Source organism: Xanthobacter sp. DMC47 (genome assembly GCF_056313845.1).
In genome coordinates, this window is record NZ_JBQUZM010000001.1 from 1,859,336 (window position 1) to 1,873,563 (window position 14,228).

Genomic DNA, 14,228 nt, shown 5'->3' on the forward strand with positions numbered 1-14,228 from the left:
CAGGAGCCTTCATCTGTACCGCAATCAGCGCCCGGCCGCGAGCGGCGTTGATTGGTCGCTCTCGAATCAGCCGCAGCGGAACCTATATTTCCGTTATGGAACACATGCCTTACGGACAGCTCCGCGCTGGGACCGTCCATACATGTCGTATGGTCATGTATGGTGCTGTAGTGCTCGCGATGGCGCTCGCGCCAGCCGCTGCCCTGGCCGCGACGGGTGTGGGTACGCCCATCGTGGGCGGAGCCGCGGTCATTCCGCCCATCCAGCGGCCGGCGCCGCGTCCCGTCGTGCGGCCCGCCCCGGTCGTCCCGCGCGCCCCCACGGTCGTGACGCCCCGGCCGAAGCTGCCGGCGCCGAAGCCGGTGGTGCCGGCGGACCCCACGCCCATCATCCAGCCCGCGCCCTTCCGCACCAATACGCCCATCGGCGCCCAGCCGGGCTCTGGCGCGCCGCTCGGCGTGCTGCCGGGCGGCCTCGCCACGCCCCTCGTCGGCCCGGCGCCGGCGCCGAATACCTGCTGGTTCTACACGACGCCGGCGAAGACCGTGGGCTACTGGAGCAAGTGTCCCTAGGGCATTCTCCCAAGACGCCGGCCGAAAACGCTTGCCGCGTAACGCTTCCTTGAGGTGAGGCGGGCACGATCTGCCGCAGCGGCTGATCTTCGCCCCATTTTGGTGGTGGAAGGAGCCGCGCGGCTGCGATCTAGGCCGGCTATGCGACGGGAAATGGAATGACCGCACAGGGACGGGGGGACGGCATGAGGCGCGAGCCGCTCATGGAGCGGCCCGAATCCCTGTTCGACATCCGCCTCGACCCGCGCGACCGCTCCGCCGCACCGCCCCCGGAACCGCCCCGCCCGGCCCGCAAGGCGGCTGCGCGGCCCAAGGCCAAGGCGGAACCCGACATGCGTCCCGATCCCGCCCCGCGCCGCGGCCGTTCCGAGCCCCCGCCGCGCCGGCCCCGCCGTGGCGGAGGGGGGCGTCTCGTGTTCCGGCTTGTGAAATGGGGCTTCATCCTGGGCGTGTGGGCGCTGCTCGCCCTCGCCGGCGTCATCGCCTACGAGGCGTCGAAGCTGCCGTCCATGCAGACGCTGATGATCCCCAAGCGTCCGCCCACCGTCACTGTGCAGGGTGCCGATGGCAAGACCATCGCCACACGCGGTGACATGGGCGGCGTCGCCGTGCCCATCGGCGAGCTGCCGCCCTATCTGCCCAAGGCGTTCGTCGCCATTGAGGACCAGCGCTTCTACAGCCATTTCGGCCTCGATCCCGAAGGCCTCGCGCGCGCCCTCGTCACCAACCTCACCTCGCGCCGGCTCAGGCAGGGCGGCTCGACGCTGACCCAGCAGTTGGCCAAGAACCTGTTCCTCACCCAGGAGCGCACCGCTTCCCGCAAGATGCAGGAGCTGGTGCTGGCCCTGTGGCTGGAGCACAAGTTCACCAAGGACCAGTTGCTCGACCTCTATCTGAACCGCGTCTATTTCGGCGCCGGCGCCTATGGCGTGGAGGCGGCGGCGCAGCGCTATTTCGGCAAGTCGGCCCGGCAGGTGACGTTGGCCGAGGCGGCCATGCTGGCCGGGCTCGTCAACTCGCCCTCGCGCCTTGCCCCGACGCGCAACCTCAAGGGCGCGCAGACCCGCGCCAATCTGGTGCTCGCCGCCATGCGGGACCAGAAGCTCATCACCGCCGACATGGCGAGCGCGGCGCAGGCACGGCCGGCCCAGCTCGCCCGCAGCGGCATGCCGGATTCCTCCGGCTACGTGGCCGACTGGGTGATGGACCAGCTCGATTCCGTGCTCGGCGACGGCGAACTGCCCGGCGACGTGGTGGTCCGCACCACCATCGATCCCGCGCTCCAGAAGGCGGGCGAGGCGGCGCTTGAGGACACGCTGGCGAAGTCGGGCGCCAAGTATGGCGTCGGCCAGGGCGCCATCGTGGTGCTCGATCCCGATGGCGGCGTGAAGGCGCTCATCGGCGGCCGATCCTATGCCGACAGCCAGTACAACCGTGCCGTCACCGCCCGGCGGCAGCCGGGCTCGGCCTTCAAGCCCTTCATCTACCTCACCGCCGTCGAGCATGGCCTGACGCCGGAGAGCGTGCGCGACGACGCGCCGATCCAGCTCAAGGGGTGGCGGCCGGAGAACTCGACCCGGGATTATCGCGGTCCGGTGACGCTCACCACCGCGCTCTCGCTCTCCCTGAATACCGTCTCGGTCCGCCTCGTGCTGGAGTTCGGCCCCAAGGCCGTGGTGCAGACCGCCCACCGCATGGGCATCTCCTCGAACCTCGACCCCAACCCCTCCATCGCGCTCGGCACGTCCGAAGTGTCGGTGCTGGAGCTGGCGGGCGCCTACACGCCCTTCGCCAACGGCGGCCTCGGGGTGATGCCCCACGTGATCGACAGCGTGACGGGACCGGACGGCAAGCCGCTCTACGAGCGCAACGTGACCGGCATGGGCCGCGTCGTCGCCTCCGAATATGTTGCAATGATGAACCACATGATGACCCAGACGCTGTCCACCGGCACCGCGCGCCGCGCCGACCTGCCGGGCTGGGAGGCCGCCGGCAAGACCGGCACCTCGCAGGACTACCGCGACGCCTGGTTCGTCGGATACACGGCGAAGTACGTCACGGCGGTGTGGCTCGGCAACGATGATTCCTCGCCCACCAAAAAGGCCTCCGGCGCCAATCTTCCGGTGGAGGTGTGGAGCCGCGTCATGAAGGCGGCGCACCAGGGCGTGCCGGTGGCGGAGCTTCCGGGCGGCCTCAGGTCCTACGGCTTCGGCGGCAACGGCTACGGCCAGCCGGGCGCCACCTACCTGCCGCCGGCCGACATGCCGGACGACCGCCCGTCGGCCGTGGTCGGCCAGATGCCGGCGCCCCCGCCCCAGCAGGAGCCGCCCATGACGCTGGACCGCTGGTTCGCGGAAACCTTCCTGGGCCAGGGCCGGCGGTGACGGGGGCATCCGCCCTGTTCCGCCGCCTCCTTCCGGCCTGACCGGAGGGCGGCGGGGAACTCGTCGCATTGGCGACCCGACGCAACCCGGCCGCCCTTCCCCTACGTCATTGTTACAACGAAAGTCGAAGGCGTCGCGCCCTTCACCCGAAAGTATTAGGCGCCTTTCCCGCGCAACAACGACGCTTCCCGCCCGGAAAACTGGCCCGATCCCCACGTAATAAAACGTCAAGATCGATGCCAAGCATTTGCAGATCATTGATTCCCGCGGTCGTCACCCGGGTAGTCGGCGCACTGCACAATACATTTGGCGTATGGCCGAAAGTACGGGGTTTCCTCAACTAGCGCGCGGCATCGGCTCTGATACAGAGTGCAAGGTGACGAGGCCGGTCCAGGCCAAGGTCGATCACGAAGATAACAACCGGGGCCCACGGGTACCGCGGGCTTTCAGGGAGGGCGACCCATGGAAACATCCGTGGCCGCACGCATTGCGGCCGATCCCAATTACAAGGCGCTGAAAGCGCGCCGTTCAAGCTTCGGGTGGATTCTCACCCTGGCGATGCTGGTCGTGTACTACGGCTTCATCCTGCTTATCGCCTTCCGCAAGGACGTGCTGGCCGCGCGCATCGGCGACGGCGTAATGACCTGGGGCATTCCGATCGGCTTCGGCGTGATCGTGTTCACCATCATCATCACCGCCATCTACGTCCGCCGCGCAAACGGCGAGTTCGACGCGCTCTCCGAGAAGATCAAGCAGGAGGCGCTCAAGTGAACGCGACGCTCTCGACCTCTTTCGCCCGCCGCGCGATCGCGATCGGCGCGGCGGCCGCGCTCGTCCTCGCGCCCTCGCTGGTGCTCGCCGCCGGCGGCGACCTCGGGCAGGCCGACAAGCAGGCCACCAACTGGACCGCGATCACCATGTTCGTGGTGTTCGTGATGGGCACGCTCTACATCACCAAGTGGGCGGCCGCGAAGACCAAGTCGGCGGCCGACTTCTACACCGCGGGCGGTGGCATCACCGGCTTCCAGAACGGCCTCGCCATCGCCGGCGACTACATGTCCGCCGCCTCCTTCCTCGGCATCTCGGCCGCGGTGATGACCTCGGGCTATGACGGCCTCATCTACTCCATCGGCTTCCTCGTCGGCTGGCCGATCCTGACCTTCCTCATGGCAGAACGCCTCCGGAACCTCGGCAAGTTCACCTTCGCCGACGTGGCGGCCTTCCGCTTCGCCCAGACTCCGGTGCGCGTGTTCGCCGCCTCCGGCACGCTGGTGGTGGTGGCCTTCTATCTCATCGCCCAGATGGTGGGCGCCGGCCAGCTCATCAAGCTGCTGTTCGGCCTCGACTACTGGATCGCGGTGGTGATCGTCGGCGCGCTGATGATGATCTACGTGCTGTTCGGCGGCATGACCGCGACCACCTGGGTGCAGATCATCAAGGCCTGCCTGCTGCTCGGCGGCGCGACCTTCATGGCCGTCATGGTGCTGTGGCGCTACGGCTTCTCCCCGGAGAAGATGTTCGCCGCCGCCGTCGAGGTGAAGACCAACCTTGCCGCCGCCAAGCCCGGCACCACGCCGGCCGCAGCTGCCGCCGCCGGCCAGTCCATCATGGGCCCCGGCTCCTTCATCAAGGACCCGATCTCGGCCATCTCGTTCGGCATGGCGCTGATGTTCGGCACCGCTGGCCTGCCGCACATCCTCATGCGCTTCTTCACCGTGCCGAGCGCGAAGGAAGCCCGCAAGTCGGTGATGTGGGCAACGGGCTGGATCGGCTACTTCTACCTGCTCACCTTCATCATCGGCTTCGGCGCCATCACCTTCGTGCTCACGAACCCCGAGTTCCTGGACGCCAAGGGCGCGCTGCAGGGCGGCAACAACATGGCCGCGGTGCATCTCGCCCATGCGGTCGGCGGCAACGTGTTCCTCGGCTTCATCTCGGCGGTGGCGTTCGCGACCATCCTCGCGGTGGTGGCCGGCCTCACGCTGTCCGGTGCCTCGGCGGTGTCCCACGACCTCTACTCGACGGTCATCAAGAAGGGGAAGGCCGACAGCGCCTCCGAGCTGAAGGTGTCCCGCATCACCACGCTGTGCCTCGGCATCCTCGCGGTGCTGCTCGGCATCGCCTTCGAGAAGCAGAACATCGCCTTCATGGTGTCGCTGGCCTTCGCGGTTGCCGCCTCGGCCAACTTCCCGGTGCTGTTCATGTCGGTGCTGTGGAAGGACTGCACCACCAAGGGCGCAGTGATTGGCGGCTTCCTGGGGCTCCTGTCCTCGGTGGTGCTGACCGTGCTGTCGCCGTCGGTGTGGGAAGCCACGCTGGGCAACCCGGCCGGCTCGGCGCCGTTCCCCTACACGTCGCCCGCGCTGTTCTCCATGACGCTCGGCTTCGTCGGCATCTGGCTGTTCTCGATCCTCGACCACAGCCAGCGGGCGAAGATCGACCGGGCCGGCTTCCCGGCGCAGGAAGTGCGCTCGGAGACGGGCATTGGCGCGGCGGAGGCCTCGGGGCACTGACCCCGTGCTAGGCTGAAACCATGCCACGGCCGGACGACATGACCGGCCCCCCGAACGGGGACCGCCGGGAGAACGAACCCCGGGCCGCCACGGCCCGGGGCGCAGACCCCCACGGTCCCGAGGACGCCCCCGCAGCGTCCGGCCCGCCCGCCCCCGGGCGGGCCTCGCCGTCGGAGCGGGACCGGCGCGAGCTGGTCTCGCTCATGACCTCGCGGGTGCGCGACGTCTATCTGCGCAAGCCCTTCTTCGTGGACGGGGCGACCGACCTCGTCACCCTCTGCCGCGATCTCTCCGCCCGCCGCCTCAGCGAGGCCGTGGTGCGCGACGCCGGCCGCATCGGCATCTTCACCACCACCGATCTGCGCGACGCGCTCACCCGCGACACGCCCCCTTCCGCCCTCGCGGTGCGCGAGGTCGCGACATTCGAGCCCTGGTGCATTTCGCCCGACGCCGAACTGTTCGAGGCCCTCATCCTGATGCTGCGCCACCGGATCCACCGCCTCCTCGTGCGCGCGGGTGGCGGGCGGGCGACGGGGGGCGACGGCATCGTCGGCGTGCTCGGCCAGCTCGACCTGATGGCCTTCGTCGCCAACCATTCCCACCTCATCGCCCTCGAGGCGGCCCACGCGGCGAGCCTTGACGAACTGAAGGCCGCCGCCCGCCAGATCGACAGCATGGTGGCCGTGCTCAATGCCGACGGGGTGCGGGTGGAGGTGATCGCGGCGCTGGTGGGCGAGCTGAACCGGCAGGTGTTCCGCCGCCTGTGGGAGCTTCTGGCGCCGGAAGAGCTGCGCGCCCAGTCCTGCCTCGTTATCATGGGCAGCGAGGGGCGCGGCGAGCAGATCATCAAGACCGACCAGGACAACGGCCTGATCCTCGCCGACGGCTTCGTCTTCGAGGGGCTCGACGACATCACCGCGCGCTTCACCGCGGCGCTGATCGATTTCGGCTACCCGCCCTGCCCCGGCGGCGTCATGCTCAGCCTGCCCACCTGGTGCCAGCCCGTATCCGCCTTCAAGGAGACGCTGAAGGACTGGATCCACGGCAGCGTCGCCGAAGGCCCCATGAACCTCGCCATCTTCCTCGATGCCGTGGCGGTGGCGGGCGATGCGTCCCTGCTCGCGGCGGCGCGGGCGCATGTGGATTTCCTCATGATGGGCGACCACGGCTATTTCGCCCGCTTCGCCCAGGCGGTGGAGCGCTTCGGCGACGGCGCGAGCTGGTGGAGCCGCCTGCCCGGACTCACCGGCCGGGGCGCGGCCGAGGTGGACCTGAAGAAGCTCGGCATCTTCCCCCTCGTCCACGGCGTGCGGGCCCTGGCGCTGGAGCATCGCATCACCGCGCTCGGCACCGCCGACCGGCTCGCCGCGCTGGTGGCGGCCGGGCATATGGAGGAGGGCTTCGCCCGCGATCTCACCGATGCGCTGCGCCTGTTCATGGGCATGAAGCTGTCCAGCAATCTCAGGCAGATCGCGGACGGCCGACCGCCCAGCAATGCGCTCCGCCTCGCGGACCTCGGCACGCTGGACCGGCAGGCGCTGAAGGAGGCCCTCGCCATCGTGCGCGGCTTCAAGCAGTGGCTCTCCCGCCACTACCGGTTCGACGCGCTATGAGCGCCGGCCGCGGTTCCGCAAAGTCCGCCGAGCCGCCGGGAGGGCGTGGGCCGGACCGCCCAGGACCGGACCGCCCAGGACCGGACCGCCAAGGACCGGCCCGCCAGGGACCGGACCGTCAGGTTCTGGTCGCGCTGGCGGCGCTGGGCGCGCTCGCCTTCAATTTCCCCCTGCTGGCGGTATGGGACACGGAGGCCACCGTCTTCGGCCTGCCGCTGCTGCCGGTGGCTCTGTTCGTCATCTGGGGCGCGCTGATCGCGGCGCTGGCCTTCGCCAGCGAACGGCGGGGGCATGGCGCGACCTCTTCTCTCCTCCCGGCCAAGCCGGACGAGCCCTGAGGCGGCGTGATGACCCCCGCACCGCTCGCCCTTTCTCCCGCCCTCGTCATCGGTGCCGCCGCGCTCTACCTCGCGGCGCTGTTCGCCATCGCCGCCTTCGCCGACCGGCGCGCGCGGGAGGGCCGCTCGCTCATCGGCAATGCGTGGGTCTACGGCCTGTCCTTGGCGGTCTATTGCACCGCCTGGACCTATTTCGGCAGCGTCGGCCGCGCGGCGACCACAGGCGTCTGGTTCCTGCCCATCTATCTCGGCCCCACGCTGGTGATGCTGGTGGCGTGGGTGGTGGTGCGCAAGATGATCCGCATCGCCCAGACCTATCGCATCACCTCCATCGCCGATTTCATCGCCTCCCGCTATGGCAAGAGCCCGCTGGTGGCGGCGGTGGTGACGCTCATCACGGTGGTCGGCATCGTCCCCTACATCGCGTTGCAGCTGAAGGCCGTTTCCGCCGGCTACACGGTGCTCACGACGCCCGGCGCGCAGGCGACGGCTCCGAGCTGGTGGCAGGACGGGACGCTGCTCGTCGCAATCGCCCTCGCGCTCTTCACCATCCTGTTCGGCACCCGCCACCTCGACAGCGCAGAGCGCCACGAAGGCATGGTGGCGGCGGTGGCGGCGGAATCCGTCGTCAAGCTCGTCGCCTTCCTCGCGGTGGGCGCCTTCGTCACCTACGGCCTGTTCGGCGGCTTCGCCGATGTGTGGGCGCGCGCCTCGGCGCTGCCCGGCGTGAAGGGCCTGCTCACCCTCTCGGGCGCCGGCAATTTCGCCTGGGCGCAATGGTTCAGCCTCACGCTCCTCTCCGGCCTGTCGGTGTTGCTGCTGCCCCGCCAGTTCCAGATGATGGTGGTGGAATGCGTGGACGAGCGGCACCTCAAGCGCGCCGCATGGGTGTTTCCGGCCTACCTCCTCGCCATCAACATCTTCGTCCTGCCCCTCGCGCTCGGCGGCCTCGTGCTGCTGGGCAAGGGCGCGGACCCGGAGACCTTCGTCCTCACTTTGCCGCTGGCGCACGGGGCGGGCGGCCTTGCGCTCATCGCCTATGTGGGCGGGCTCTCGGCGGCGACGGGGATGCTGATCGTCGAGACCATCGCCGTCTCCACCATGGTCTGCAACGACCTCGTGATGCCGGCGCTGCTGCGCCTGAAGCTCATCCGCGCCGACGGGGGCGACCTCACCCGCCTCCTCCTCAACATCCGCCGCGCCGCCATCCTCGGGGTGCTGCTGCTCGGCTATCTCTATTTCGTGGTGGCGGGGGAGGCCTATGCGCTGGTCTCCATCGGCCTCATCAGCTTCGCGGCGGTGGCGCAGTTCGCCCCGGCGCTGCTCGGCGGCATGTACTGGCGCGGCGCAACGCGCCTCGGCGCGCTGGGCGGGCTGCTCGGCGGCTTCGCGGTGTGGGCCTATACGCTGATGCTGCCCTCGGTGGCGAAATCCGGCTGGATGGACGGCGCCTTCCTCACCCACGGCCCGTTCGGCATCGCTGCCCTGGCGCCCGAACGGCTGTTCGGACTCTCCGGCCTCGACAACCTCTCTCACGCCTTGTTCTGGAGCCTTCTCGTCAACGGCGTGTTCTATGTGGGGCTCTCGCTCTGGCGCGCGCCGTCCGGGCGGGAGGCGAGCCAGGCGCTCCTCTTCGTGGATGTGTTCGCCCGTGGCCGCAGTGCCGCCGATCCCGTCTTCTGGCGCGGGCGGGCGCGCCGGGCGGACCTGGAAGCCCTCGCCCGGCGCCTGCTGGGCGCGGAGGCCGCCCGGCAGATCTTCGAGGCGCACGCCCGCGAACGCGGAACCGGCGACGTGGCGGACCTTACCGCCGATGCCCGTCTCGTGGACATCGTGGAGCGCCGCATCGCCGGCGCGGTCGGCTCGGCCTCGGCCCGCGTGCTGGTGGCGGCGGTGGCGGACGAGGAGCCGCTCAATGCCGGCGACGTGATGGATATCCTGAACGAGGCCTCGCAACTGCGCGTCTACGCCCGCGCGCTGGAGGAAAAATCCCGCTCGCTGGAGATCGCCTCCGCCGAACTCTCCGCCGCTAACGCCCAGTTGCGCACACTGGACGAACTGAAGGACGACTTCATGTCGTCGGTGACCCACGAACTGCGTACCCCGCTCACCGCCATCCGCGCCCTGTCCGAACTGATGCTGGACACGCCGGACATGGAGGGCGAGCAGCGGCAGGACTTCCTGCGCATCATCGTGGGCGAAAGCGAGCGGCTGGGACGGCTCGTCAACCAGGTGCTGGACATGGCGAAGATCGAATCCGGCCATGCCGAGTGGCACAGCACGGATGTGGACCTGCGCACCCTCGTCGCCGACGCGGTGAAGGCCACATCGGAGCTCGCCCGCACCAAAGGCGCCCGGATCGTGCTCACCGCCCCCGACACGGTACCGCTCCTCAAGGCCGATCCCGACCGCCTCACCCAGGTGATGCTGAACCTCATCTCCAACGCCGCGAAATTCGTCCCCGCGCAAGGCGGGCGCATCGACGTGCGGCTCATCCCCGATGCCGAGGGCCTCGAAGTGCAGGTGGAGGACAACGGCCCCGGCGTACCGCCCGCCGACCGCGACACCATTTTCGAGAAATTCCGCCAGGGCGGCGATGCCCTGAGCCGACCGCCCGGCACCGGGCTCGGGCTTCCGATCAGCCGCCGGATCGTGGATCATTTCGGCGGAAAGATCTGGCTGGATCAACGGCAGGGGAAAGGCGCATGCTTCGCCTTCCGGCTGCCGCTCCGGCCCCGGGGAGCAGACGCCTTAACAGAAAAAACCTCGGCAGAAGCCGAAGACACCATGTGAGGAGGAAACGCCATGGACAGGGAGATCGCAGTGGAGACGGGCCCGACGCCCGCGCCCTGCCCCCAGGGGGCCAAGGTGCTGATTGCCGATGACGAGCCCAACATCGTCGTCTCGCTGGAATTCATGATGAAGCGCGAGGGCTTTTCCGTGCTGGTGGCCCGCGACGGGCGCGAGGCGCTGGAGACCATCCGCCGCGAGCATCCCCGCCTCGTGCTGCTGGACGCCACCATGCCCGGCATGAGCGGCTTCGACGTGTGCGAGGCGGTGCGCGCGGATGCCGAGGTGCGCTCGACCCGCATCGTCATGCTCACCGCCAAGGGCCGCGAGACCGACATGGCCCGCGGCGTCGGGGCGGGGGCGGATGCCTATGTCACCAAGCCCTTCTCCACCCGCGAGCTGATGCAGAAGGTGAAGGACATGCTGGCCGAGCCGCCCGCGGGGAGCCTTCCTGCATGAGGTTGCCGCGGGGGACGGGCGCTGTTCTGGCCATGCTGTTGCCGGGGCTCGCCCTTGCGCTGTGGCTGGTGCTGGGTGCCGGCTTCCTGCTGATGGCGCTGGATGGGGAAGCGCGCACCGAGCTTCTGGGCGCCCTCGCCCCGGTGGTTGAGAGCCACGGCATGGTTCTGGTGCTGTGGTGGGTGCTGTTCTCCGCCGGAGCCGGCCTGCTCGCGCGGCGGTTCTACGGGGCCCATGTGGAGGCGCCGGCCCGGCTCGCCGCCGCGGCACGGGTGCTGGCGGGAGATCCTTCCGCGCCTCCGGTTCCCGCCTCCGGCCCGGCAGGCCTCAAGGCGCTCGCCGAGGCGGTGAACGATCTCGCCGCCCAGCGCCGCGCGCTTCAGGACGACATGGCCCGGCTCGTCGCCGAGGCAAGCCGCGACGTCGCCTTCCAGCGCGACCAGCTCGCCGCCCTGATGGCAGAGCTGGAGCAGTCCGTGGTGGTGCTGAACCTCGAAGGCCGCATCCTCCTCTACAACGCCCGCGCCCGCACCCTCTTCCGCCGCCTGTTCCGCGCGCCGGGGACGGCGGAAGGCGTCGGCGCCGATCCCATCGGCCTCGGCCGCTCCATCCACACCGTCATCGACCGCGCCTTGATGGACCATGCGCGCGAGACGGTGGAGCGCCTGATGGGTCGCGGCGAAGCGCGGCCTTCCGCCCGCTTCGTCACCACCACGCCGCTGGGCCATCTGGTGCGGGTGCTGCTCGCGCCCGTGCGGGCCGAGGCGGGGGGCGCGGTGACCGGTTTCGTGCTGCTGCTCGACGACATCACCGACGAATACGAAGCCCGCGCCCGGCAGGACCGAACCCTCGTCGACCTCAACGAATCCGCCCGCGCCTCGCTCGCCGCCATGCAGGCGGCCCTCGACATGCTGGACTATCCCGACCTCGACGCGCCCGATCGCGAGCGGTTCCAGGCGGTGGTCCGTGACGAGGTGATGGGGCTCGGCACCCGCCTCTCGCTCGCCGCCGACGCAACGAGCAGCACGGGCCGGAGTTGGCCACTGCAGGACATGCTGGGCGCGGACCTTGCCGCCGCCGCTGCCCGCCGGATCTCCGCCGACACCGGCCATGCCGTCGCGACGGACGATGTGGACGCGACCATCTGGCTGAGCGTGGACAGCTTCGCCCTCATCGGCGCGCTCGCCTTCCTTGCCGCCCGCGTGGCCGAGGCCGAGGGCGGCGCCGATCCCGCCTTCGCGCTGCGCCTGTCGCCGGCCGGGGGGCGGGTGCATCTCGACCTCGCCTTCGCCGATGCCCATGCGGCGGCGGGCGGTGCCGGCTGGCCGGGCGCGCCCATGGGCGCCTCGCAGCTCTGTGTCCGCGATGTGGTGGAGCGGCACGGCGGGGAACTCTGGCTGGAGCGCGCGCGGACCGGCACCGGCGCCTGCTTCCGCTTCCTGCTCCCCGCCGCCTCGGGAGGCCATGCCGAGGCGCAGGCCCCCGCGGAGAGCCGGCCGGCCTATTTCGATTTCGATCTCTTCGCCGCCAGCGCCGGCAGCCACGCCAGCGACGACCGCGCCTTGAGCGACCTCGCCTATACGGTGTTCGACACCGAGACCACCGGCCTCGATCCCGCAGGGGGCGACGAGATCATCCAGATCGGCGCCACCCGCATCGTCAACGGCCGCATCCTCGGCAGCGAATGCTTCGACCAATTGGTGGACCCCGGCCGCTCCATCCCGGAGGCCGGCATCGCGGTGCATGGCATCCGGCCGGAGATGGTGCGCGGCAAGCCCCGCATCGGCGAGGTGCTGCCGGCCTTCCACGCCTTCGCGGCCGAGACGGTCCTCGTGGGCCACAACGTCGCCTTCGACATGCGCTTCCTCACCCTCAAGGAAGAGGCGAGCGGCGTCGCCTTCGACCAGCCGGTGCTCGACACCTTGCTCCTTGCCGGCCTTGCCCATCCGGGCGAGGAGAGCCGCAGCATGGAAGCCATCGCCGGCCGCCTCGGCGTCACCGTCTCCGGCCGTCACACGGCCTTGGGCGATGCGCTGGTGACGGCGGAAATCTTCCTGAAACTGTTGCCTTTGCTCCGCGCGCGCGGCATCCGCACCTTGGGGGAGGCGCGGGCCGCAGCGGCGACGTCCTATTATGCCAAGCTGAAGTATTGAGGCTTCATCACCCCACGCCTTCCAGCAGCCCCGCCAGCGCCTCCGGCTCCAGCACCATGGCATCGTGGCCGGTGGGCATCTCGATGAAGCTCCAGCCCGCCTGCCGCGCATAGGCCCGCGCCGGCTCCATGGGCAGATAGAGCGGGTCGGTGCACGAGACGTAGGTGCACGGCCGCCCGTTGCCGACCGGATGCGCGAGCGCCAGCGGGCTCTCGTAGGAGCCGACCGGATGGGGCGTGAGGCGGCGGCGCACCCACTCGGCGCGGGGATGGTCGGCGGGGACGCCGAAGGCCGTCACATCAGGCACCGGCATGGCGATGCCCCCCGTCCCCGCCACTTTGCGGCGCCGCTCGTCCACCACCTCTGCCGGCAGCACGCCGAAGGCGCTCTCGCCGTTCTGGAGGATGGTGGCATCGAGATAGACGAGGGCGCGGATGCGCTCCGGCATGGCGTCCGCCACGCCGCTGATGACCGCCCCGCCATGGCTGTGGCCGACGAAGATGATGTCCTCCAGCTCCTCTGCCTCGATCACGCCCGCCACGTCCGCAACGAAGGTGGCGAGGCTGATGTCGGGGCTCATGAGATGGCGCCGCTCGCCGAGGCCGGTCAGCGTGGGCGCGAACACGCGATGGCCACGCGCGCGCAAGAGGTCCGCCACCTCCCGCCAGCACCAGCCGCCATGCCACGCGCCGTGGACGAGCACAAAGGTCTTCGGCGAAATCTCGTCTGCGGGCATGGGCGCGCCTCCGTTCCGACGGAGTGAAGCAGCCTTCACCCGGCGCGGCAATGCGGATGAATTGCGTCCCGCGCGCTCCGCGCTTAAGCCTTCGCCGGAGACGAGAGAGGGCGCGACGATGGCGGACGAGACCCCCACCCTGAAGGACTTTGCCCTCGCCCTCTATGGCCGCGAAGGCGTGCCGCCGGCCTGCCTCGCCTTGCAGGATAGCGCTGGAATCGACGTCAACATCCTCCTCTTCGCCGCCTGGCGCGGGGCCATTCTGCGGTGTGACGTCGGCGCCGCCGATATCGCCACAGCGCGGGCGCGCGTGGCGGCGTGGCACAGCGAGGTTGTGAAGGCGCTGCGCGTCGTGCGCCGCCGCCTGAAGACCGGCCCCAGTCCCGCGCCGGACGAGCGGACAGCGAAGCTGCGCAGTCAGGTGCAGGCCGCCGAGATCGCCGCCGAGATCATCGAACTGGAAGAATTGGGCACGCTCTCGGCCGGCACGCCCGCACCCGCCGGGGTCGATGCGCCAGCCCTCGCCATTGCCGCCATGACGCAGGTGGTGGCGTCCTTCGCCGGCCGTCCGGCCACGCCTGAGGAAGAAGCCGCGGTGCGCGCCATCGCCGCCGCCATCTAACTCTAAGCAAAGCGAACGCGTTATCCGCTCTGATTGCGATGCAATCAG

11 protein-coding genes are annotated in these 14,228 nt (G+C 69.9%); 10 read left to right on the forward strand and 1 reads right to left on the reverse strand.

Going from position 1 to position 14,228, the window contains the following annotated elements; translation table 11 throughout:
• The first annotated feature begins 179 nt into the window (after positions 1-179).
• The 9 genes from ACT54R_RS08615 to ACT54R_RS08655 all read left to right on the forward strand — a co-directional run bounded on the left by ACT54R_RS08615 (position 180) and on the right by ACT54R_RS08655 (position 12,822).
• The gene (locus ACT54R_RS08615; protein ID WP_476325378.1) at positions 180-572 is read left to right on the forward strand and encodes a hypothetical protein; all 393 of its coding nucleotides are present in this window, start codon (positions 180-182) and stop codon (positions 570-572) included.
• Between the two features lie 185 nt (positions 573-757).
• The gene (locus ACT54R_RS08620) at positions 758-2,956 is read left to right on the forward strand and encodes a transglycosylase domain-containing protein (protein ID WP_476325380.1); all 2,199 of its coding nucleotides are present in this window, start codon (positions 758-760) and stop codon (positions 2,954-2,956) included.
• A gap of 462 nt (positions 2,957-3,418) precedes the next feature.
• A complete protein-coding gene (locus ACT54R_RS08625) occupies positions 3,419-3,727 on the forward strand; it encodes a DUF485 domain-containing protein (RefSeq protein WP_168462220.1) in 309 nt (102 codons plus the stop codon).
• A complete protein-coding gene (locus ACT54R_RS08630; RefSeq protein ID WP_476325383.1) occupies positions 3,724-5,469 on the forward strand; it encodes a cation acetate symporter in 1,746 nt (581 codons plus the stop codon). The genes ACT54R_RS08625 and ACT54R_RS08630 overlap by 4 nt, the downstream gene beginning before the upstream one ends.
• Before the next feature lie 20 nt (positions 5,470-5,489).
• Positions 5,490-7,082 (forward strand): putative nucleotidyltransferase substrate binding domain-containing protein, encoded by a 1,593-nt coding sequence (locus ACT54R_RS08635; RefSeq protein ID WP_476325385.1) that lies wholly within the window; start codon positions 5,490-5,492, stop codon positions 7,080-7,082.
• The gene (locus ACT54R_RS08640; RefSeq protein WP_476325387.1) at positions 7,079-7,420 is read left to right on the forward strand and encodes a hypothetical protein; all 342 of its coding nucleotides are present in this window, start codon (positions 7,079-7,081) and stop codon (positions 7,418-7,420) included. Before ACT54R_RS08635 ends, ACT54R_RS08640 begins: the two co-directional genes overlap by 4 nt.
• 9 nt (positions 7,421-7,429) lie before the next feature.
• On the forward strand, positions 7,430-10,213 hold the full coding sequence (locus ACT54R_RS08645) for an ATP-binding protein (RefSeq protein ID WP_476325389.1): 2,784 nt from the start codon (positions 7,430-7,432) through the stop codon (positions 10,211-10,213).
• A gap of 12 nt (positions 10,214-10,225) precedes the next feature.
• Positions 10,226-10,669 (forward strand): response regulator transcription factor, encoded by a 444-nt coding sequence (locus tag ACT54R_RS08650; RefSeq protein ID WP_476325391.1) that lies wholly within the window; start codon positions 10,226-10,228, stop codon positions 10,667-10,669.
• Positions 10,666-12,822 carry a 3'-5' exonuclease gene (locus ACT54R_RS08655; protein ID WP_476325393.1) on the forward strand — a complete coding sequence of 719 codons (2,157 nt, stop codon included), beginning with the start codon at positions 10,666-10,668 and terminating at the stop codon, positions 12,820-12,822. The genes ACT54R_RS08650 and ACT54R_RS08655 overlap by 4 nt, the downstream gene beginning before the upstream one ends.
• A gap of 7 nt (positions 12,823-12,829) precedes the next feature.
• Here ACT54R_RS08655 and ACT54R_RS08660 read toward each other — a convergent pair whose 3' ends face one another.
• Positions 12,830-13,558: an alpha/beta fold hydrolase gene (locus tag ACT54R_RS08660; RefSeq protein ID WP_476325395.1), complete on the reverse strand. Its 729-nt coding sequence runs from the start codon at positions 13,556-13,558 to the stop codon at positions 12,830-12,832.
• Between the two features lie 118 nt (positions 13,559-13,676).
• On the opposite strand from ACT54R_RS08660, the gene ACT54R_RS08665 reads away from it, so the two are divergent.
• Positions 13,677-14,180, forward strand: coding sequence for a TIGR02444 family protein (locus ACT54R_RS08665; protein ID WP_476325397.1), 504 nt, complete (start codon positions 13,677-13,679; stop codon positions 14,178-14,180).
• Positions 14,181-14,228 lie beyond the last annotated feature (48 nt).